Annotated in this window: 19 protein-coding genes; 1 reads left to right on the forward strand and 18 read right to left on the reverse strand. The window is 37.4% G+C overall.

The annotated features are described in order from the left end of the window. Positions 1-357 (reverse strand): hypothetical protein (locus tag JF75_RS08290; protein WP_046332988.1); only part of this gene is annotated, 357 nt, incomplete at its 3' end. A 26-nt stretch (positions 358-383) separates the two neighbouring features. Further along, complete coding sequence (locus JF75_RS08295) at positions 384-1,568, reverse strand: LCP family protein (RefSeq protein WP_046332606.1); 1,185 nt, start codon at positions 1,566-1,568, stop codon at positions 384-386. Between the two features lie 147 nt (positions 1,569-1,715). Here JF75_RS08295 and pepF point away from each other — a divergent pair, with 147 nt between their 5' ends. Then, complete coding sequence (pepF, locus tag JF75_RS08300; protein WP_046332607.1) at positions 1,716-3,521, forward strand: oligoendopeptidase F; 1,806 nt, start codon at positions 1,716-1,718, stop codon at positions 3,519-3,521. Between the two features lie 126 nt (positions 3,522-3,647). On the opposite strand, the gene JF75_RS08305 is transcribed toward pepF, so the two are convergent. From JF75_RS08305 to JF75_RS08380, 16 genes are all read right to left on the reverse strand, one after another. Continuing rightward, positions 3,648-4,790 (reverse strand): ArgE/DapE family deacylase, encoded by a 1,143-nt coding sequence (locus tag JF75_RS08305; protein ID WP_046332608.1) that lies wholly within the window; start codon positions 4,788-4,790, stop codon positions 3,648-3,650. A gap of 14 nt (positions 4,791-4,804) precedes the next feature. After that, complete coding sequence (locus tag JF75_RS08310; RefSeq protein ID WP_046332609.1) at positions 4,805-5,554, reverse strand: amino acid ABC transporter ATP-binding protein; 750 nt, start codon at positions 5,552-5,554, stop codon at positions 4,805-4,807. Then, positions 5,547-7,043 (reverse strand): ABC transporter substrate-binding protein/permease, encoded by a 1,497-nt coding sequence (locus JF75_RS08315; protein WP_046332610.1) that lies wholly within the window; start codon positions 7,041-7,043, stop codon positions 5,547-5,549. The genes JF75_RS08310 and JF75_RS08315 overlap by 8 nt, the downstream gene beginning before the upstream one ends. A gap of 169 nt (positions 7,044-7,212) precedes the next feature. Continuing rightward, positions 7,213-8,442 carry a lactate oxidase gene (locus JF75_RS08320; protein ID WP_045928621.1) on the reverse strand — a complete coding sequence of 410 codons (1,230 nt, stop codon included), beginning with the start codon at positions 8,440-8,442 and terminating at the stop codon, positions 7,213-7,215. 172 nt (positions 8,443-8,614) lie between these two features. Beyond that, entirely contained in the window at positions 8,615-9,412 is a 798-nt protein-coding gene (locus tag JF75_RS08325; RefSeq protein ID WP_046332611.1) for a metal ABC transporter permease, read from the reverse strand. Next, on the reverse strand, positions 9,412-10,032 hold the full coding sequence (locus tag JF75_RS08330; RefSeq protein WP_046332989.1) for an ATP-binding cassette domain-containing protein: 621 nt from the start codon (positions 10,030-10,032) through the stop codon (positions 9,412-9,414). The genes JF75_RS08325 and JF75_RS08330 overlap by 1 nt, the downstream gene beginning before the upstream one ends. A 54-nt stretch (positions 10,033-10,086) precedes the next feature. Then, positions 10,087-11,217 (reverse strand): SLAP domain-containing protein, encoded by a 1,131-nt coding sequence (locus tag JF75_RS08335; RefSeq protein ID WP_046332612.1) that lies wholly within the window; start codon positions 11,215-11,217, stop codon positions 10,087-10,089. 19 nt (positions 11,218-11,236) lie between these two features. Further along, on the reverse strand, positions 11,237-12,136 hold the full coding sequence (locus tag JF75_RS08340; RefSeq protein WP_046332613.1) for a metal ABC transporter solute-binding protein, Zn/Mn family: 900 nt from the start codon (positions 12,134-12,136) through the stop codon (positions 11,237-11,239). A gap of 244 nt (positions 12,137-12,380) precedes the next feature. Next, positions 12,381-13,106 carry an LrgB family protein gene (locus JF75_RS08345; RefSeq protein ID WP_034978143.1) on the reverse strand — a complete coding sequence of 242 codons (726 nt, stop codon included), beginning with the start codon at positions 13,104-13,106 and terminating at the stop codon, positions 12,381-12,383. Next, positions 13,106-13,540, reverse strand: coding sequence for a CidA/LrgA family protein (locus JF75_RS08350; RefSeq protein ID WP_046332614.1), 435 nt, complete (start codon positions 13,538-13,540; stop codon positions 13,106-13,108). The genes JF75_RS08345 and JF75_RS08350 overlap by 1 nt, the downstream gene beginning before the upstream one ends. Positions 13,541-13,699: 159 nt before the next feature. Next, complete coding sequence (locus JF75_RS08355; RefSeq protein ID WP_046332615.1) at positions 13,700-14,437, reverse strand: LytTR family transcriptional regulator DNA-binding domain-containing protein; 738 nt, start codon at positions 14,435-14,437, stop codon at positions 13,700-13,702. Between the two features lie 13 nt (positions 14,438-14,450). Next, a complete protein-coding gene (locus JF75_RS08360; protein ID WP_046332990.1) occupies positions 14,451-16,151 on the reverse strand; it encodes a LytS/YhcK type 5TM receptor domain-containing protein in 1,701 nt (566 codons plus the stop codon). A 283-nt stretch (positions 16,152-16,434) separates the two neighbouring features. Then, on the reverse strand, positions 16,435-18,405 hold the full coding sequence (locus JF75_RS08365; protein ID WP_046332616.1) for a PTS fructose transporter subunit IIABC: 1,971 nt from the start codon (positions 18,403-18,405) through the stop codon (positions 16,435-16,437). Between the two features lie 17 nt (positions 18,406-18,422). Beyond that, a complete protein-coding gene (pfkB, locus tag JF75_RS08370) occupies positions 18,423-19,337 on the reverse strand; it encodes a 1-phosphofructokinase (RefSeq protein WP_046332617.1) in 915 nt (304 codons plus the stop codon). Next, positions 19,337-20,092, reverse strand: coding sequence for a DeoR/GlpR family DNA-binding transcription regulator (locus JF75_RS08375; RefSeq protein WP_046332618.1), 756 nt, complete (start codon positions 20,090-20,092; stop codon positions 19,337-19,339). Before JF75_RS08375 ends, pfkB begins: the two co-directional genes overlap by 1 nt. 220 nt (positions 20,093-20,312) lie before the next feature. Beyond that, entirely contained in the window at positions 20,313-21,707 is a 1,395-nt protein-coding gene (locus tag JF75_RS08380) for an MDR family MFS transporter (RefSeq protein ID WP_046332619.1), read from the reverse strand. Positions 21,708-21,710 lie beyond the last annotated feature (3 nt).

Consider the following 21,710-nt stretch of genomic DNA (forward strand, 5'->3'; position numbering starts at 1 on the left):
ATTTTTTTCTTGTTCATATTTCTGCAAGGAATCCAATACTTTAGGCCAATAACGCTTAGGTAAAATCAACTGTAATTTATCATTATATATTGGAAAATCGCTTGCTTTCATTCCAGTAATTTTAGCTAAATCCTTATCAGATAAATGATATTCCCGTGCAATTCGTTTAATTTCAACGGAAGCATGACCACGAAACCATGAAAAAGCAAAGAAAATTAAGGCAAATATACTTGCTGCTAATATAGCAACTGGTAAATTCCAACGAAATGTGCGTAAACAAATGAAAGCTATAGCAATAAAAGCAATGAGGGCTGATATTGTACTATAAACAGCCAGGAACATAGATTGCTTACGCATACTTTTTATCCTCCTTTGCTCAAACGTTATTGACCAGCGGAATTAGCACCACTTGTTCCGGTTCCTGAAGAATTGTCATTTGATTCATCAGTTACTACCGAAGGGTAAATCTGGTAGTTAGTAAACGGACTGGGATCTGTCCACTTAATATTATTATTCTGCTCATTTAACTTATTGAGTTTCGTTTCATCATTATCCAATACTTTTTTATCCAAGTCAAGATTGGTACGTATCTTGTCCGAAGCCTTTTGAAGCTCCTTAGTTGAGGCTACCTGAATAGAGGCTCCATTAATCCAGGCATCGTGACCCTGAATATAACCACTGGCAATATTCTGCGAACAGCCTCGATATGTCAGTGCTAAGGCTAACATGTCATTAAACGTAAGGTTGGTTTTAACATATTTTGAAAAAATCTTAACCAACTTGCGATAATTTGTAATTGAATCCACAGAAATAGCCTTATGAACAACAGCAGTGATAACTTGTCTTTGACGCATTTGCCTGCCGTAATCACCTCGAGGATCATCATGGCGCATTCTAACATAGGCAACAGCATGACGTCCGTTTAAGTGCTGTTTACCTTTGTGAAAATCACACCAGTCATATGAAAACTTGAACGGCACCTTAACGTCAACTCCACCAACAGCGTCAACTAGGCTTTTTAGAGCTTTCATATTTACTTCCACATAATAATGAATGGGAACATCGATTAAGGCTGAAACAGTTCTCATTGAAGCAGAACTGCCACCAACACCATAAGCAGAATTAACTCGAAACATATTGTACTTGTTTCCAGGATCGCCTAAAATATTAGCAAGGGTGTCTCGAGGAATTGAAGTCATTGTCGACTTATTTTTAGCAGGATTTGCTGTTGCCAAAATCAAAGTGTCAGAATTTCCTTTGTCATGCCGTCCTTCAAGTCCTTGATCAACTCCCAGAATTAAGACAGAAATCGGCTGCCTGTTGGCAATACGAGCAGATGTCGCATAATTTCCACCCTCGCCATCAATTGCACTGTGCAAAGCAAAATACATGTGGGCTACCCAGGCCAAGCCGAAGCTGACACACAAAACAGCTACAATACCACAAATCCGAGCGAAAGCGCTGCCTTTAAAGGCTTTAGCTGGTTCTGCTAAAGCCATATTTCGCTGAAGATTTAAAGAAGAATGCCTTTTATGGTAATCTTCTCTGCGTTTTGAATTTGGATTCATTCCTCTATTTAAGCCCTTTCGTAGTTTTCATCTATATATTTTTAACACTTTCTAACTTGAATTAAAATAATATCAATTATAATTAATAATATCTTATTTTTTAATCTTTAGTATAATTTATTTAAATAGCTAAAAAGGAGAATTTTTATGTCAATTCCTAAACGTGATGAAGTCCCAGAAAATCTTAAATGGGACTTAACCAGGATATTTAAAACTGATACTGACTGGGAAAATGAATATACACTTGTAAAAAAAGAAATACCAGCTTTAAGCACTTTAAAAGAAAATTTTACCACTTCTGGTTCATCTTTATATAATGGTATTACTCAAATTTTAACAGTTAGTCGGAGGCTGGAAAAAGTCTATTCTTATGCTACTCTTGCCAGTGATGTTGATACTGGAAATGCCCACTATTTAAGCTATGTAGCTCAAGTGCAGGGACTAGCCAGCCAGTTCGAAGCTGCTACTTCTTTTATGAATCCAGCAATTTTAAGCCTTTCAGCAGAAAAGTTGGGTGCTTTAGAACAAGAAGAGCCTAAACTCAGCAACTACAAACACTTACTTGATCAAATTACCAGATTGCGACCATATACGCTATCTGCAGAAGAAGAAAAGCTCATTGCGGATGCTGGTGATGCTTTATCTGCTTCCGAAAACACCTATAATGTTTTAACTAATTCAGATATGGAATACGGTTATACTCAGGATGATAACGGTGAAATGGTTCAGCTTTCCGATGGCTTATACTCACTGCTTATCCAATCTCAAAACCGTGAAGTACGCAAGGAGGCCTTTGACTCCATGTACGCTACTTACGGACAATTTGAAAATTCCCTGGCAGCAACTCTTTCCGGTGCTGTCAAGGAGCATAACTATAGTGCCCGCGTTCACCATTATCCATCAGCTCGTGAGAGTGCAATGAATGCAAATGGCGTACCATTAGTCGTTTACGATACTTTGATTGATGAGGTCGATGAACACTTAGATCTATTGCATGAATATGTAGCTTTACGCAAACAAATTTTGGGCTTAAAAGATTTACAAATGTGGGATATGTACGTTCCATTAACTGGTAAACCAGCATTAACCTACACTTTTAAGCAAGCTAAAGCAGAAGCCAAAAAGGCATTACAACCATTAGGAGAGGACTATTTAAAGCAGGTTGACTATATTTTCAATAATAGAGTAATTGACGTGGTTGAGTCTCAAAATAAGGCTACCGGAGCCTATTCTGGTGGCTGCTATGATACAGATGCCTATGAATTACTCAATTGGGAAGACAATGTTGATTCATTATACACATTAGTTCATGAAACAGGTCACTCCGTCCACAGTATGTACACTAGAAAAAATCAGCCGTATGTTTATGGTGATTATCCGATCTTTGTTGCTGAAATAGCGTCTACAACTAATGAAAACATCCTAACGGAGTACTTTTTAGCTCATATTACCGATCCTAAAACGCGCGCTTTTGTTCTTAATTACTATCTGGATTCCTTCAAAGGAACTTTGTTTAGACAAACCCAGTTTGCTGAATTTGAACAACAAATTCATGAAATGGACGCCAATGGTGAGCCTTTAACTGCTGACCGCTTAGATGATATCTACGGTAAAATTAATCAGCGCTACTATGGTGATGCAGTAGAACCTGGTGGAGAAATTGCTAAAGAATGGGCTAGAGTACCGCATTTTTATTACAATTTCTATGTTTATCAATACGCTACAGGCTTTGCTGCGGCCACTGCTTTAGCAAACAATGTCGTTCATGGTACTGCTGAGCAGAGAAAGGCTTATATTAGCTTTTTAAAAGCTGGCTCCAGTGACTATCCAGTTGAAATTATGAAAAAAGCTGGCGTTGATATGACGAAGCCTGATTATTTAGAAGAAGCTTTTAAAACTTTTGCCAATCGTTTAAACGAATTTAAGAAAATTGTCCAAAATAATTATGATTAATACTTGCATCTTTCAGTTACAAATAATATAACTGATATGTAAATAATAATTTCTTACATCAAAAGCCACTCCTATTTTTAAGAAGTGGCTTTTTTCTGTTATAAAAATATTAATGATAGTCAAAAATCAGTCTAATGAGTTCCAAAACTGCCTTGCTAATTCTTGGTATAAACGACAGCCATCTAAATAAGCATTTACTTCTATATACTCATTTGGCTCATGATCAGTAGTTCCAGCTCCCGGCCCCAGAATAATAATAGGAAAATCTCCAGCTTGAATATATTCTGATGCATCTGTAGCAGCAGTCCCTGCAACAAATTCACTTGGCCTGCCAATTTCTTGCTCAACAACTTTTTGAGCCATTTTAGCTAATTTTGTTTGAGATTGGTCAGGTAAAGTCACCTCAGGAAAACTATATCTAATTTTTAACCGCGCGCCTTTTTTATTTAAATCAGCAACTATTTGTTCAAGTTCAGTATATATTTGCTCATTGGGATATACTGGTGTCGTTCTGATATTACCTGAAAGCCAAGCACTATCGGGAACAGAATTAATTTGACTCCCACCCTGAATTTGGCTAACCACATGAGTAAAAGAGCCTAAAACCGGATCCTTTTTTTGATGACTGTCCATTAATTGTTGCGCTGCTTGTGCAAACTCAATCAGTGGCATTATAGCATTCTGACCTTTTTCTGGGGTCGAAGAATGAACGCAAATACCTTTAGAATAAACATAATAGTCGATAACACCTTTATGGGTCACACGTACGTCAAAGTTAGAGGGCTCACCAATAACAAGTCCGTCTAAATCAGAAGCATAGCCTTCTTTAGTCAACTGCGCTGCCCCATATTCACCGGTTTCTTCACCTACAGAGGCTAAAAGTCTAATACGACCAAGCAGTTCTTTCTTACTATCAAGTAAATTAAGCATTGCCACAATCATTGCCGCTAGGCCAGACTTCATATCGCTTGCACCACGACCAAAAACTTTTCCGTCTTTCAAAGTGGGCGTAAACGGTTCTGTCTGCCAATTGGTCAAATTCCCCGCTGCAACAACATCTTCATGACCGGAAAAACCTAAAAGAGGCCCATGATCTCCAATCGTTACCACCAAATTATCTCTGCCAGAAGAATAAGAAAGTCTGTGAATTTCTACTGAATATTCGCTAAACAATACGGTTATATAATCAGCTATCAGGCCTTCATGATCATTTGCCGAATTTATTGCTAACAAGTCAGTTAATATTTTAATCGCTTGTGCTTCTTCCACTTACTTTCTCCCACCTAAGCTTCAAGAACTTTTGCTAAAAAGTCCTGTGCGCGCGGAGTTTGTGGTTGAGCAAAAAACTGCTGTGGTGCAGCTTTTTCCTGAATATAGCCATCTGCCATAAACCACACTTCATCCGCTACATTTTTAGCGAAACCCATTTCATGGGTTACAACTACCATAGTCATCCCTTTTTGAGCTAAATCCTGCATTACCTTCAATACTTCCCCTACCATTTCCGGATCAAGTGCTGAGGTGGGTTCATCAAAAAGCATTACTTCTGGATCCATTGCCAAAGCCCGGGCAATTGCGACTCTTTGTTGCTGTCCACCTGAAAGATTGGTTGGAAATGCTTCTGCTTTATCTGCCAGACCAACCTGATCTAACAGCTCCATTCCCTTTGCTTTAGCAGCACTGTCACTCATGCCCTTTACTTTCATAGGCGCTAATTTAATATTTTCAATAATATTCATATGGGGAAACAAATTAAACTGCTGAAAAACCATCCCCATTCTTTCACGCAGTTGATCAAGCTGATCTTCACTTAAGGCAGTTAATTCCTTATCTTCAAAAATCACTTTGCCAGAAGATGGCTGATCTAATAGGTTCAGACAACGCAAAAATGTACTTTTACCAGCACCAGACGGTCCAATTAGACAAATAACCTGACCTTCATTTACTTGAGCATTGATATCTTTTAGGACTTCATTACTGCCAAACTTTTTCTGCAAGTGTTCAACTTTAATTACGGGTTTTGCATTAGTCATGATTCATTTTCCTTTCAAATACTTTCATTAAGCTGGATAAACCAAAAGTAATGATAAAGTATAAGATCATTGTAATTACCAATGGCATTACTCCACGATAAGTGTCGGCTTGTACTACACGTGATTGATAAATCAAATCCTTAACGCCAATTACCGAAACAATGGAACTTTCCTTAATGAGGGAAACAAATTCATTACCCAATGCCGGCCAAATATTTTTCATTGCCTGTGGCATAATAACATAACGCATAGTTGCTGTGCGTGACAAGCCTAAAGAGCGAGATGCTTCAGTTTGACCCACTGCAATTGAATTAATACCTGAACGTATTACCTCCGCTACATAAGCTGCAGAGTTAAGGGAAACGGCAATTATACCTGATAGTAGAGCCGGAATGTTTACTACTACTCCTAAGCCAAAGTAAATGAATAATAATTGCACCATTAACGGCGTGCCCCGAATAAATTCTACATACGCTGTCGCAACTGAACGTGCAATTTGATTGTGTCCTAAGCGCATAAACGCCAGTATCGCACCTAATAAGAAACCAAAGAATACTGATATTGCAGAAATAAGTAAGGTGTAGCCGACCCCGGCTATAAAGAAGTCTTTATAGGCCCACATTGAATTAGACGCTTTGACTTCCTTTTTTGTTTTACCAGCAGTTAAATATTTTCCAGCTTTGGGTAAATATTCTTTATCAATTAAATCTTTTTGTTTAATCTCCGCTATTGATTTATTAGCAGCTTTAACTAAACTATTTGCTCCTTTATGAAAAGCAACAGAAGTAGCAGATGACTCTGTCTTGAGGCCTGCCGGAATAACCATTATGCCATCGGTGTTTTGAGCAAAGGCCTCGGCCGTCGCCTTATCAACAGAGACAGCATCAACCTTATGCGTTTTTAATCCTAAAACCAAGTCGTTATATTTATCCATGGTTTTCAGTTTGACATTTTTGGCTTGATTTTTGATCATTGTGGCCTGCATGCTACCAGTTTGGGCACCAATTGCTTTGCCGGCAAAAGACTTATAATTATGATATTTGCCTTTATCCTCTTTTCTTATCAATAATTTTTGATCACTTCTATAGTACGGCTGACTAAAGGCAACGCTTTTAGCCCTCTTAGGTGTTGCGTTCATTCCGGCAATGACCATGTCAATTTTACCAGTTTCCAGACCCACTAAAAGAGAGTCAAAGTCCATTGACCGTACTACGAGCTTAACACCCATGTCATGAGCAATTTTTTGCCCTATTTCAACATCCATACCAACTATTTTTGATTTGCCCTTAATATTTTTGACAAACTCGTAAGGAGGATAATCTGGACTAGTTCCCATGACTAGTTCACCTTTTTGCTTGACTCTTCGTAGATAATTGTCGGTTCTTTGTTCAGTTTGGCCTTTATCAGCAGCTGCTGCATTCTGGGGTAACAAGGTCAACATTATAAATGCTATCAACAAAGTTTCAAGCAATTTCCACGCTTTCTTCATAATTTTCCTCCATTATTATTTTTATTATGACAATTATAAAGATATAAAAATTAAATTACAACTATTAATTAAAAACAATCATTTTTTAAGCAATAAAAAAGGCTCTGCATGTCAGTTAAAGCACCAAATATATGCAGAGCACTTTTTACTACTTAAAACTAAAAGCTAATTATGCTTGAGAAGCACCAGTTACAGCGTCTGAGTCATCTTCTTTTAATTGATTCTCAGCTGTTACAGGATATGGCTTAACTCTTGTAGGATCAGTATTTGACTTCAAGTTGTCGGCAGTGTAATTAATATGAGTAATCTTAGCGTGTTTAACATCTTCAATTGTCTTGCAGCCAGTCAATTGCATATCAATTAACAATTCTTGGTTCAGTTGCTCAATAACAGATTGAACACCCTTAGCACCACCAAGGGCAAGGCCGTATAAGTATGGACGACCAACACCAACCATATCAGCACCAAGTGCCAAAGCCTTAAAGACATGCGAACCACGACGAACGCCTGAATCAAAGACAATAGGAACACGGTGGTTTACGGCCTTAGCAATCTCTGGCAACATATCAATTGTTGCAGGACCACAGTCAACTTCACGACCACCATGGTTAGTAACATAAATACCATCAGCGCCAGCACCCATGGCTAAGTAGGCATCTTCTGCACAAACAACGCCTTTAACAAATACTGGTAAGCCTGACATTTCCTTAATACGTCTAACATCTTCTGGCCCGATCTTTTGGGCTGAAGAAGCATACATCTGAGCTACAGTTTGGCCTTCACCCTTTGCTCCTTGGTAGCGAGTAAAGAAGTCTAGTGGAACAGGGTAGGCAAACTTAGTTCTGAGGTTAGCTTCACGAAAGCCTGATACCAAAGCATCTACTGTCAGGAAAATGCCCTTGTAGCCAGCTTTTTTAACTGCATCAAAGACCATCTTGTTGAAGCCCCAGTCTTTGCTGAGATAAAGTTGGAAGAAACGTGGTGCATTTGGAGCTGCTGCCGCAATCTCTTCCACACTCTTATTAGCATACGTACTTGAGGCAAACAAAGCACCTGCTGCAGCTGCACCCTTTTGAGTAGCAATTTCTGCATCTTTGTGCGCGATACCATGACAGGCAATAGGTGAAATCATTACAGGTGTCTTTAATTTCATGCCCATAAATTCAGTATCCAATTTAGGATTATCCATATTGGTCAAAGCACGAGGCACAATCTGAAAGTGATTGAAAGCAGTGGTGTTATTACGCCAAGTCCACTCATTTTCTGAACCTGAAGCAATATAGTAATATGCACCTTCTGGCATAACTTTCTTTGCACGTTCCTCGAGTTCATCGAGGTTAATCATCTTTAGTGTTTCGTCACGATCACTTTGGGGAAAACCATTATAATATGATGTCATTTTTAAGACTCCTTCTTTATTTAATATTTCCAATTTCTATTATACATGTAAATGCTTACAAAAGTTAGTGAAATTTAAAAATAAATGTTTAAATAACGGGATTCCCACTGTATATTTTTTCACAAAGTAAAGTAAAAAATAATAATTGATGTTATTTTTATATTAATAATTACTACAAACTATGCTTAATAATATGAGTGAAATATGTAACAAGATACACCGCAACTTCAATGACAGCTATAAAAAAAGTTACTGGCAGATTCGTAATATAGCCCAAATATAGACCAAGCCAGACACCAATTAGGGCAAAAAAGACGGACCAGCCAATCATCGCTGGTATTGTTTTACCCAAATAGTTTGCAGTAGCTGGTGGTAATGTTAACAAAATAAAAACTAAGAGTGAGCCCACTATTTGTGCACCAATTGATACTGACATCGCCAGAGCAATTAAAAAAATAACACTGATAGCACCCGTTTTTACTCCATGTGCTAACGCACCAATATGGTCAAATGAATCGAAATTTAATGAGCGCTGAATGCTAAAAATCATCAACAATACAATTATAGAAAGAGCTATAAGTTGGATCACGCCCTGATGATCAACGCCGATAATACTGCCAAATAAAATATTCGTAGCATAATTGCTGTTAGCGCCTGAAATGGCAAGAAACAGCACTCCTAAACCAGTAAACAGAGCTGAAATAGCACTAATTGAGGATTCCTTTTGTTCACTATGAAGTGACAATTCCCCAACACTGATAGAACCCAAGAGTGTGAATAAAAGCATCCCCCACAAAGGCCCAATTCCCAGCCAAACTGCAAATGCAGCACCTGCAAAACCAATTTCGGAAAGCGTGTGTGCTAAAAAACTAAAATTACGTGCGACTACGTAGACACCGACAGTGCCACAAGTTATCGCAATAAAAGTACTCGCCAAAAATGCATTACGCATAAAGCCATATGCAAACATTATTCATATGCCTCCTTAAATTGGGACATTTCGCCATGTTCAATTTGACCATGATTTAAATATAAATAGTTTTGCATATACTTGTGAGCTAATGATATATCATGAGTTACAAACAAAACTGTTATTTTATGTTTTTCATTCAAATGTCTGATCAGCTTCATCAGCTCATCTTTTGCCATAGGATCAAGACTTGCTGTGGCTTCATCTAAAATAATCATATTAGGATTATCAAGCAGGGCTTGAGCTAAATAGGCTCTTTGTTTTTGCCCGCCAGAAGCTTCCCCCATACGAGTATTTTTAATTTGGTATAAATTGGTTTCCTCTAACTGCTTTTTAATTGCTTCCTTAGTTCGGCTGTTTTTAATAATCGGTGCATTCAAACCCACAAAAGCCTCAATTGATAATGGATATTCAGCATCAATATTGCGAAACTGCGGTACATAACCCAGACGAACATCGTCTGCAAATGTAAAAGATCCCGAGCTAGGAGTCAACATCTTCATTAAAATATTTATTAAGGTAGTCTTTCCAGTACCATTGGGACCTAGGAGTGCAGTTAACGAACCCCTTTTTAAACTGAACTTTAAATTCTCAAAAACATTATTTTTATCAAATCTCATTGAAAGATTATTAACTTCTAAAATATCAGACAATTTGCATTTTTCCTATAATATCTATTTAAAATTGCCCACTTTGACAAATTGATTAACATCAATTGGGTAATATTTACGGCCCTTAATCTTAACGCGACCGCCATATGTACGCACATAATTGCCACGGTATAACTTGTTTGTACCAACCCGTTTGCCTTTACCATCGTAAATATAGGCATTGTGACTTAATGGACGTAATTTGCCCTCAACGTTGCTGGCAACGACAAATTGATTAACGCCTATTTGTAAATACTTTCGCTTTTTAATGATTTGATTACCATAAATTGTTAACTTAGTACCAGCCTTTTTAGTTGGCAAATCAGTTGCCACGCCATTTTCATCATAAACCAAAGCATTATGAATCAAGACTTTGGTAGTAACCGGCTTGGGTAGAACAGCAGGTTTTTTGGCGGGTGCTGCAGGAGCTGGTGAAGTTACTGTATCATTATTTCCCTCAGGTGCATTATCAGCTGGTGTTCCTTGATCATAATAATATTTAACCAGGTCAAAGAAATCATCCATTGAATAACCCCATTTGGCAAAGTAACCATCCGGATCAGTATGATCAGTACCACCCAAAAATGTAGATACGGCATGGTGAGACCAAATTGTCCCTTTACCATCATGAACAGCATTGTCAGGTTCTAATTTATATTTGTGTAAAATTTGTGCAACATAAATTGCATCATTATTCACGCCCTTGGCAAAATCAGCCAGATTGTTTTCTTCACACAGTTCTACCTGCACAAAACGGTTGTTGGCAACGGGACCGGCACCCCAAACTCCATAATCGGGACTTGTCATTTGAATGACACCTGTTTTATCCACAAAAGCATGGACATAAGAATAAATATTCATCCATTCACGGTTAAAATAAATGCATTCATTACGTGCAGTAGCATTTGGTGTAGCGGTTTCGTGAATAACAACGCCTTCAGGCTTGCCGTTACGGTAATTGATCGGATTAGCAGCAGAAAAATCGTTATATTTAATGCCCTCTTGCGCTAATACTTGCTCCGCATAAGTTACACCGCCAAAACTATTTTGTTTAGCAGTATCATTAATTGTACTTGCCTGTACCATCATCGTCTCTGGAGCGGCAACAGTTGCAATACTTGCTCCTAAAGCTAAAACGGCAATTAATTTCTTCATTTTTAACGCCTCATAATAATCATTTTCGGACTACTTCAGCCAAATCCTGATAACTATCATTCATCCAATCAAGATAATTAGTATTATCCGGAATGGTCTCTCTTACTTTTAAGATACGAATATTTTGCTTTTTAGCCAATTTTAGAAAAGTGTCAACTGTAGAACTTGAAGTTTGTTCATTGATCACAAAAAATGCAATTTTTCGTTTCTTAATGCCATCAGTCATTTTTTGAACAGCTGCTGGACTCGGATCTGTATTATTTTGGATTGCTTTCTCAAAATCTTTATTTGCAACTTTAATATTTACAGAACTTAACGCATAATCAAAAACTGGCTCACTGACATAAACTGGTTTTTCCACGTGATGATTTAATTTAGCCGAAGCTCTTTTAATACGAGCAATTTCAGCTAAATATCTTTTCGCGTTTTTTCTGTAATAATGAGCATGCTTTGGATCCTTTTTGCACAAGCTCTTAACTAAGTAATTAACATACTTAGTGGGCATAGTCAAATCAAACCAAATATGCGGATTATCTCCCTTTTTTAAACCCATCAAGTCTTCACCAACGCGAACCGGCTTTTTGTCAACTGAAGAGGCCAATTTATCCATCCAGCTGTCATAACCTAAGCCGTTTTCTATTACTATGTCTGCGTTAGATAAAGCCTTAGCGTCGTTAGTAGTAGGTTGAAAATCGTGAGGATCACTTGCTGCTTTTTTAATAATTGCTTCTGCTTTGCCATATTTGCCAACTATATTTTGAGCAATGTCAGAATAGACATTCGTCGTAGTCATAATTGATATCTTACTGCTTTTGTGTGACTTTTGTGAACATGCACCTAATGTTAAAAGAACTATGCCTAATAAGGTAACTGCAGCAAATAACTTTCTAAATTTAACAAATTTCAATATTGTTGTCATTCCTTTTCGTATTTAAGTGTAGTTTTTAAGTAATAAGGCAACTTTTTAATTGCAGTACAAAATAAAAGTTACTTACAATTAATAACCATTATACACTAATTAGGGATTGGGATAAAAGCAACGCCTTATTATAGTTTTGTTACAGTTTCATTTCTCTATAAAGCAAATATACGGCAATCTAAAAAGCACACGATTCATTCGTGTGCTTTTAGAGTAAGTAAACAAACAACTATAAAATTATAAACTACAACCCAATTAAATGGGCAAAAACTGGAACTAACAGATTATCCACTAAAGCTGTCGCAACAACTGCCACTGCAGCAGTTGCTCCTTGCACAGAGCCCATTTCCAATGCAAAAGCTGAGCCGATAGTATGGCCTGCAGAACCTAAACCCAAGCCTGTTCCCAATGGATCACTATTTAAGTTGAACCACTTAACTAATTGTTTGCCTAAGGCGTAAATTACTACAGCATTAAGTATGCATGCCATAGCTGTAACCGAAGCATTGCCCCCGATAGCTTTTGTTATTGGCATAGCTACTGCAGTAGTAGCAGACTGACTTAGCATTGACTTTATTCCGACAGTATTTAAACCAACTGCTTTAGCGACAAGTGTTATTAAAGCCATTGAAATTAACGTACCGAAAACCAACCCTAAAAGAATAACCAGCCAGTTTTTCTTTACAACATCATTACGCTTATACAATGGTACCGCGAAAGCAATTGTAGCTGGCGTGATGAACCAGAAAATAATATCTCCACCTGGTTTATAAGCTTTAGCATAAACAGTAGCTGTTGAAACATCAAAGCACTTAGCAAGGATAATCAGAATTGCTATACCTAAAACCATTGCTACAAAGAGTGGTTGAAAAAGGAAAAAACCTTTTGATTTTTTGAACAGCCATTGTCCGGTTAAAAATACAATTAATGACAAGAAAACTCCAAATAATGGATTCGTAATATATTGCATTATTTAACATCCCCTACTTTTTTGTGATTAATAATAGTTAGTTGATTATTAGTTACTTTTCCTATAACCCAACTAAAGAATTTAGTTGTATAAGCAGTAACAACTAATAAAATGATTGTAGAAGCTATTACCACTATAATCAGTTGGATTCCCTGTTCCTGCATAATCTTTAAATTTGCAGCTAATGAAATTCCAGAAGGAACAAACATAAAACCAATTAGTGAGATTAATGCGCTGCCAAAAGAATCAACCCATTCAACTTTGATTAGGTGAACAGTTAATAAAAAATAAAGTAAAACTAACCCTATTACTGGAGTCGGTACGGGAAAAGACTTTGGCATCAAATCAGAAATTACTTGTGCCACAAACAAAATTGCAGCATAAATAAACATTTGTACTAAAATTGGAGCTGATTTTGTTTTTTCTTTTTTCATAAGATCGATTTCCTTTCTCATTTTCAGCTTTCTTGCTTTCAAGTAATAAGATAATAGAAAATACGATTTTTGTAAGCGATTAACTCGTGAATTGCAAAAAATGACCTGTGAACTGCACTAAAGCAAATTCACAAGTCAATATAAATTAAAATGAGTTATTTATAAGCCTAATTTCTGATTCAATTCCTTGCGGTAAGATCTCCCTACCTGAACTCTAGAATTATTATTCATAATCAACATCAAGGTATGATTAAACCAGGGCTGGACCTCCTTGATATCTTCAATATTTACAATGGCATTTCTGTGAACTTGTAAAAAGCATGGCTCTGTTAAGCGTTCCTTGAGCCAAGCCAAGGTCTTGCGTGTTTCGTATTTTTGCTTGCTCGTTTCAATTGTTAGTACACCATTATTAACCGTTGCAGCTATTACTTCCAGTTTCTTAATAACCACATTGCGATCTTCAAGCTCAATACTAAGAATATCACTTCCCGATTTTTGGACCTGCACAGAATTATTATTTTGACTGTTTAAAACTTTCACAGCCTTTTGCAGTGCCTGATCTACCCTCTCTTGTTCGAATGGTTTCAATACATAGTCAAGTGCACCAACGTCAAAAGCCTTCACAGCATAATTATCATACGCAGTAGCAAATACAATCATCGGTGAATAACTCAGTTGCTTCAATTCATCAGCCAATTCAAAGCCATTTTCTTCATTAAGTGAAATGTCCAAGAACAGTAAATCAATTTTATATTTAAGCAAAGTTCCCTGTGCTTCTTTGATATCTTCTGCTTCGTAGAGTTTAACGGTTTGCTTATTTAAGACTGAACTTTTTTTAATCAAATAAGATAATTCAGTGCGGGCTAGTGGTTCATCATCAACTACCAAAATTCTCATTTTTAGCTCCCTCTTAACCTTCAAAATCATTTTTTTCAGCTTGTTTTAGTGGTATCTCGGTTTGAAAAGTCGTTCCCTTCTCACCAGTTTTGATATGCAATTGACTATTAGTGCCATATAAGCCTATCAGCCGTTTATTTAAATTATAAAGTGCTGTCCCGCTGCCGCCAGATTCACTTATTGGTTCTTGACCCAGCCTTTTTAAAATTTCCGGTTTAATACCTACACCATTATCACTTACTAAAATCTGCAAATAATCCTTTTTTTGACTTAAATTAATGATAATTTTGTTACCAGTTTTTCTGCCTTTGAAAGCATGCTTGATAGCATTTTCCACAAAGATTTGTAAACAAAACGATGGCAGCAGCGTACTATCGGGCACACTGATTTGATAGTCAATCTTAAATTTATGCGGAAAACGCAGCTCCTCGATTCCAGTATAAGCACTAACATACCTTTTTTCCTGATCAAGTGTGATTTCTTTTGCCTGACCATTTTTCAAGCTTAATCTGAAAAATGTACTAAGTTGCATTAAAGCTCTATGAGCCTCGCTAACGTTAACCCTCATTAAGGCGCCAATTGTATTAATTGCATTAAAGAAAAAATGCGGATTGATTTGCACTTGTAATGCCCGAATTTCCGCTTCATTAACCAAACTGGTCTGCTGTTCTGCGATACCAATAGCCAATTGACCGGAAAAAATCATAGCCAAACCACGAACCAGATTTTCTTCGACCACAGTCATTTCTTGTTCAGCACAAAAGTACAGCTTTAGTGCGCCAATCGTTTTTTTATTTACTTGCAGTGGACAAACGATAGCAGACGTTAATGGGCAATCTTGATGGGGACAACCAATTTCTTCTTTTGAATGTGCCAGTTTTTCATGTCCTGAAGCAATAACCGTTTTTGATAAATCAGTTATTACCGGTTCACCGGCAATGTGGTGATCTTGTCCCGCGCCAACATGGGCCAGTACATTAACGCGATCAGTTAAGCCTACCGCATCAAAATTAGTGTATTTTTTGATAATTTTACAGACATGCTCTGCAGAATCAAAGTCTAGGCCATGCCTAAAATAAGGCAATGTTTTATTAGCCAATTCCAAAACATCTTTGGTTTGAACAGCACGCAATTGACGCTCATTTGATAGATAAGTTTTCAAAATTTCTATAAACAAGCAAGAGCCAATTGTATTCAATAATATCATGGGTACAAAAATTAATTTAATCAAGCCGAAGCCATGAAATGCAAAAATAAAGGCCATCTGAATTAGTTCTGCTAAAAAAGATAAAACTGCTACCCAAAAGGTTGAAGGGTACAAATTATTTTTCTTAACCTTATCACCTAAAACGCCAATTAAATATCCGATTAGAACTGAACTGACAATATAAAAATAATCCGAAAAGCCACCAAAAATGACGCGGTGCAAACCACCCACTAAACCAACTAAAAGTCCTACATAGGGTCCAGCAGTCAGACTGGCGGTAGTGATAACTAGCATCCTGGTATTTGCTATTGAATCAGATTGAGGTAATTCTGTCAGAATAAGTGGGGTAACTATTTCTTTTGAACTTGAAATTTCTACACCGGTGAGATTGGCAATGACAACAAAGAGTGAAAAAATGATAAATAACCAGATTTGCGATTTTAGAGTTCTTTTTTCAATTAAATCTCTAAAAAAGCGCATGTTAACAAGGAGAAACGCCAGAATCATAATAATACCCAGGCGTTCTGATAATAATATGAATAGATTGAACACGATTTTCTCCAATCCGTAAACTAAGATAGAATTTACCTTTTATATCATATAAGTATGACAATTTTTTTAGCTTACGCAATAGTAATCGTATTCAACTGCTCAAAATAGTGCCTGAAATGATTAAATCTGTGCCTTAAATTCACTAAGATTTTTGAAACTTATTATACAAGTAAAAAACATCAAGCTGCTTATACAGCTTGATGCCAATTTTTTTAATATTAATAAAAGTTCAACTTGATTATTTTTCTTCTTGTTTGTCAACTGGCTTTTTCCACAGACCTAAAATGATGCCTGCAACAATGGAGCCAATAAGAGTAGCAACAAAGTAAAGCACAATATGGTTAGCAAGCGGAGATACCCAGAGACCACCGTGAGGTGCAGGAACACCTATGCGCCATATGCCCACTAAAGCACCACCAACAGCAGAACCAATGATGCATGAAGGCAGAACGTGTCCAGGATCAGCTGCAGCAAACGGAATTGCACCTTCAGTAATGAAGGAAAAACCTAAAATCCAGTTAGTTAAACCTGCACGGCGTTCATCTAAAGTATATTTATTCTTAAAGAAAGTCGTACCAATTGCAGTCGCAAATGGTGGTACCATACCGCCAACCATTACGGCAGCCATCATTACAGCAGCAACAGTTGAATGCGGGTCGTTGGCAAAAGCACCAGAGGCAAAGACGTAAGCAGCCTTGTTGAAAGGTCCACCCATATCAATTGACATCATGGCAGCTAAAATAGTTGTCAAAACAGCTAAGTTGCCCGTACCCATTTGGTTTAAAAAGTTAGTAATGGCGAAGTTAACTGCACTAAAGATTGGGTTAACAATGTAGTACATGATAAGAGCAATGAAGAGCAGGCTCAAGATTGGATAAATGAGCATTGGCTTCATTCCCTCAAGAGACTTCGGCAATTTAGCAAACAATTTCTTTAAGCCGACTACCAAGTATCCGGCAATAAATCCAGAAGCCAGACCGCCTAAGAAACCGGCAGGTGATTTAGCATTAGTTACCACATTGGCAACATAAGCACCACCGTAGGCACCACTGTAGACCGTAGCCATAAAACCACCGACAAAACCAGGCATTAAAGCGGGCAGGTCACCGATTGATTCAGCGATGTAACCTGACAAAATTGGTACCATGAAAGCAAAGGCCATGTTACCAGCATTATTCAAGAAAATAAATGCAGGAGATTTTGGACCACCAGCATAGTTTTCCACAATAAAGGAAATTGCCATTAAGATACCGCCACCGATAACAAATGGCAACATGTGGGAAACACCGTTCATGAGGTTCTTGTAAATTGAGCCCCAAACGCCTTCTTTAGCATTGTCACTATCATCGCTGCTCTTTTCACCATTTGAATGGTAAACGCTGGCTTTAGAATTCAAAATGTTATCAATCAATTCGTCAGGTTTGTTGATACCGTCAACAACTGGACGAGAAATTAACGGCTTGCCATCAAAGCGGGGCATGTCAACTTTCTTGTCAGACGCAATAACAACACCTTGAGCGCGGCTAATCTCATCAGCGGTCAATTTATCTTTGACACCTTCTGAACCGTTGGTTTCAATGCGGACATCAACGCCACGTTTTTTACCGGCCTTGATCAAAGCCTCTTGGGCCATATAAGTATGGGCAATACCGTTGATACATGCAGTAACGCCGACAATTAAAGGTTTTTCTTCCTTTTTAGTTTCACTAGCACTTGCGGCTTGCTCTTTTTCGGCTTTTTTAGCCTCATCCTTTTGCTGTTCTGCATCTTCAAAAAGCTGAATCACTTCTTCAGGAGTTTGGGCTTTTTTAAGAGCATTAACCAGATCAGGATCAATTAATAAACCGGATAATTTAGCTAAAGCTTCAAGGTGAGTATTATCGGCACCAGCAGGTGCAGTAATCATAAAGAATAAATGAACTGGTTGACCATCAAGCGAATTGTAATCAATTCCTTTTTCACTTTTAGCAAAAAGCACACGCGCCTTGTTAATTGTCTTGTTACGGGCATGGGGCATCGCAATTCCATCACCAATACCAGTGGTAGATTCATTTTCACGAGCCCAAATTGACTTAATGAATTCATCTTCGTCATTGACGATGTCGGTTTTGACTTCTAGGTCAGCCATTTCCTTAATGGCATCTTCTTTGTTAGTCGCTTTAAGCGCCATAATCATGGATTCAGGAGCCAAAATATCTTTAATTTTCATTTTAAATTCTCCTCAAATTACGAAATTTCTTCAACATTAATTTGCGGCAAGACCGCATCAATCTGACTTTTAACAGCAATATCTTTAGTAAAGGCTGTAGCAGCTCCACAGGCCATACCGATACGGAAACTTTCGGCCGGATCTTTTGTTTTAACATAAGTACCGACAAAGCCAGCTGTCATTGAATCTCCAGCTCCAACCGAATTAACGGCAGTACCAACAGCTGCTTTGGCATGATAAAAATGCTTAGGTGTAATCAAGTAGCCACCTTTACCTGCCATGGAGACCATAACATTTTGGGCACCCATGTCAAGCAATTTGCGCGCACACTCAAGCATCTCCTGATCTGACTCAAATGTAGTTTTGAATAAATCAGCTAGTTCGTGATGATTTGGTTTAATTACCAGTGGCTTATAACTCAAAGTATCTAGCAAAGCCTGACCAGTTGTGTCAATTACAAATTCTGCCCCTGCTTCTTTAATAATAGGTAGAAGTTCTTTATAAAAATCTACTGGCAAGCTTGGTGCTAAGGAACCACTCAAAACCACAATGTCACCTTTTTGCAAATCGCTAAGGCGTGCCTTAAAAGCAATTATTTCCTGATCTGTAATATTAGGACCAGCGGCATTAATCTCTGACTCCTCTTCTGCATGTACTTTAACGTTCACGCGGGTCACATCAGATATAGTGACAAAATCATTAACGATGTGTCGCTGATTAAGTTGACGTACCAGCTCTTTACCGGTAAAACCACCGACAAAGCCCCAGGCTGTATTGTCAATATCCAGCTGATTGAGAATTTGGGAAACATTAATTCCTTTACCACCAGCTAGAAATGAGCAGTTATCTGAGCGATTAACTTCACCACGGTTAACCTGCTTTAATTGAATTACGTAATCCAAAGCCGGATTAACTGTAACTGTATAAATCATTAGCAAATCTCCTTCAAATTAATTTTGGCTGGCAGTAGTTCTTTGTCTTTTGTGCTCAATGCGGTAGTAACGATGGTAACATCCCCAGCTTGGGCAAAAGTCGCGAAACTGCGCTCACCAATTTTAGAAGTATCGGTCAAAATGTATGCCTGATCAGCCCGTGCAATTTCAATTTTTTTAATAGCTGCTTCTTCAGTATCGGGCGTGGTCAAATTGCCGTTAGAGTCAAGTCCGTTAGTCCCAACAAAACTGGCGGAAAAATTCATTTCCTGCAGTTGCTTTAGGGCTGTTTGACCAACAACAGCGTGCGTATTTTCCTTAATGCGGCCACCTAAAAGAATAGCCTCAATCCCATGATTAAGAGCACATAGTGCTGTTTCCAAACCATTAGTAACAATCGTCACTCCTGGAATTAGAGCAACAAAAGGAACCATTTCATAAGTTGTCGTACCTGCGTCAATAAAAATGTAATCATCTTTATGAACAAAGTTTTTAGCAGCATACTGAGCGATTGCCTTTTTATCACTATGGTTCATAGAAAAACGAATGTGTTGCGATACATCATGGGTAAAGCTTTTGACTGATTGCGCGCCACCATGCACTCTTTTGACCAAACCTTTTTGTGCCATTTGATTAAGGTCCCTTCTGATTGTTGACTCCGAAGTCGAAGTCATTGTGCAGAGATCACTAACTCGGCACAGTCCATGCTGGTTAACGTAGTCTTCAATTACTTTTTGTCTTTCTGGCGTTAGCATACATTTCACCTCCAGACAGTATTTTATGCGGTTTAATAATTAAAAGCAATCATTTTCAATCATAATTTGTCATTTTCTGGCAAAATCATGCAAATGCAAGCAAAAAAACTGAAAAGATCAAGTCATACATAACTTACTTTTCAGCTATTTTGTTTTAAATTAAATCAGGAAAACTATACTTTTTTAAATTACAATTAGCTTCTCAAATTTCGATTTAAATTCAATTAAGTCCTTTTTCTTTTTTAGGTAAAAACATTGAGCAACAAAATCCGATTATTGCAAAAGTCAGCATTAAGACAAAACCCCAGCGGTACCCAACTGTCAAATTTACAGTCTTAGCATTGGAAGCACCACTTGCACACAAGCTAATTACTAACATTGATAATGCCGTTCCCAGTGAACCACCGATTTGTCTTACTGTAGAAGATACCGCATTAGCATGTGCAGTCATTTGAGGTTCTACTACATTAATGCCTGCGGTAAAAGTGGTCATCATAGTAAATGATGTGCCTACCATGCGTAAGGCATAACACAAACTAATTAAAACAAGACTGGTTTCGCTATTAAAAACTGTCATTGGGAACGTTCCTAATAAAAGCATGGTAAAACCAAAAAGTGCCAATTTTTTAATACCAAACTTATCAAATAAAGTTCCTGAAACAGGATTGCAAATAATCATTAACAATGCTCCTGGCATCATTACTAAACCAGAAGTTAATGCGCTCTCTGCTCTAGTAGTTTGTAAATATAAAGGTAAAATCAATTCAATTCCAACCATTGAAATATTGCTGATAGTGCTTAGTAAAGTACACAAATCAAATTTTAAATTTTGAAAAACTCTAATATTAAGCAAAGGTTTTTTCATATGTAACTGCCGATGACAAAATAACAGCATAATTAGCAGACCTATTATAAAGAAGGCAGCTATTGCAATCGTAATTTTACCAGTGTTACCAATATCTGATAGGGAATACAAAATTAAACCAAAGCCGGCAATTGATTCAATAAATGATATTAGATCGGTAGTATTTCTATGGGGCTTAGTGATATTTTGCATACAAAAAACTGCACAAATGGCTACCATACCACTAGTAATACTTAAAATGATAAAAAGCATTTGCCAGTCTGCATACCTTAAGATTAAGCCTGAAATTGTGGGGCCAATAGCTGGTCCGAAGCCAATTACCAAACCAGTGATTCCCATTGCCATGCCTCTTTTTTCAGGAGGAAACATAATTAAAATGACATTTTGAATAAAAGGCATTAAACTACCAGCCGCAACTGCTTCAATAATTCTGCCTAGCAATAGCACCGGAAAATTAGGGGCAAAAACACAAATGAATGAACCTGCTAAAAAAATTAGCATCATTGTTAAAAAGTTTTGTCTTAAATTAAATGATTCAAAGATCCACGCTGACATGGGAATCATTAGCCCTACGACCAATAAATAAGAAGTAGTAAGCCATTGAGCAGTGGATTGATTAACTTTAAAAACCGTCATTATTGTTGGCAGAGCATTATTAAGAAAGGTTTCGGCTAGTAAAGAGACAAATGCCCCAAATAGTAAAACAGCCATCATTAAAATCCTCTTCTTATTAGAGATATTTTCGATCATTTT

This window comes from Lactobacillus kimbladii (assembly GCF_000970755.1).
Taxonomy (GTDB): Bacteria; Bacillota; Bacilli; order Lactobacillales; family Lactobacillaceae; genus Lactobacillus; species Lactobacillus kimbladii.

What these genes read in the sequence shown, in the direction of transcription:
- JF75_RS08295 (WP_046332606.1), bottom strand. Translation starts at nt 1,568, where the DNA reads ATGAATCCAAATTCAAAACGCAGAGAAGATTACCATAAAAGGCATTCT.
- pepF (WP_046332607.1), top strand. Translation starts at nt 1,716, where the DNA reads ATGTCAATTCCTAAACGTGATGAAGTCCCAGAAAATCTTAAATGGGAC.
- JF75_RS08310 (WP_046332609.1), bottom strand. Translation starts at nt 5,554, where the DNA reads ATGACTAATGCAAAACCCGTAATTAAAGTTGAACACTTGCAGAAAAAG.
- JF75_RS08315 (WP_046332610.1), bottom strand. Translation starts at nt 7,043, where the DNA reads ATGAAGAAAGCGTGGAAATTGCTTGAAACTTTGTTGATAGCATTTATA.
- JF75_RS08320 (WP_045928621.1), bottom strand. Translation starts at nt 8,442, where the DNA reads ATGACATCATATTATAATGGTTTTCCCCAAAGTGATCGTGACGAAACA.
- JF75_RS08325 (WP_046332611.1), bottom strand. Translation starts at nt 9,412, where the DNA reads ATGTTTGCATATGGCTTTATGCGTAATGCATTTTTGGCGAGTACTTTT.
- JF75_RS08330 (WP_046332989.1), bottom strand. Translation starts at nt 10,032, where the DNA reads ATGAGATTTGATAAAAATAATGTTTTTGAGAATTTAAAGTTCAGTTTA.
- JF75_RS08335 (WP_046332612.1), bottom strand. Translation starts at nt 11,217, where the DNA reads ATGAAGAAATTAATTGCCGTTTTAGCTTTAGGAGCAAGTATTGCAACT.
- JF75_RS08340 (WP_046332613.1), bottom strand. Translation starts at nt 12,136, where the DNA reads ATGACAACAATATTGAAATTTGTTAAATTTAGAAAGTTATTTGCTGCA.
- JF75_RS08345 (WP_034978143.1), bottom strand. Translation starts at nt 13,106, where the DNA reads ATGCAATATATTACGAATCCATTATTTGGAGTTTTCTTGTCATTAATT.
- JF75_RS08350 (WP_046332614.1), bottom strand. Translation starts at nt 13,540, where the DNA reads ATGAAAAAAGAAAAAACAAAATCAGCTCCAATTTTAGTACAAATGTTT.
- JF75_RS08355 (WP_046332615.1), bottom strand. Translation starts at nt 14,437, where the DNA reads ATGAGAATTTTGGTAGTTGATGATGAACCACTAGCCCGCACTGAATTA.
- JF75_RS08360 (WP_046332990.1), bottom strand. Translation starts at nt 16,151, where the DNA reads ATGATTCTGGCGTTTCTCCTTGTTAACATGCGCTTTTTTAGAGATTTA.
- JF75_RS08365 (WP_046332616.1), bottom strand. Translation starts at nt 18,405, where the DNA reads ATGAAAATTAAAGATATTTTGGCTCCTGAATCCATGATTATGGCGCTT.
- pfkB (WP_046332617.1), bottom strand. Translation starts at nt 19,337, where the DNA reads ATGATTTATACAGTTACAGTTAATCCGGCTTTGGATTACGTAATTCAA.
- JF75_RS08375 (WP_046332618.1), bottom strand. Translation starts at nt 20,092, where the DNA reads ATGCTAACGCCAGAAAGACAAAAAGTAATTGAAGACTACGTTAACCAG.
- JF75_RS08380 (WP_046332619.1), bottom strand. Translation starts at nt 21,707, where the DNA reads ATGATCGAAAATATCTCTAATAAGAAGAGGATTTTAATGATGGCTGTT.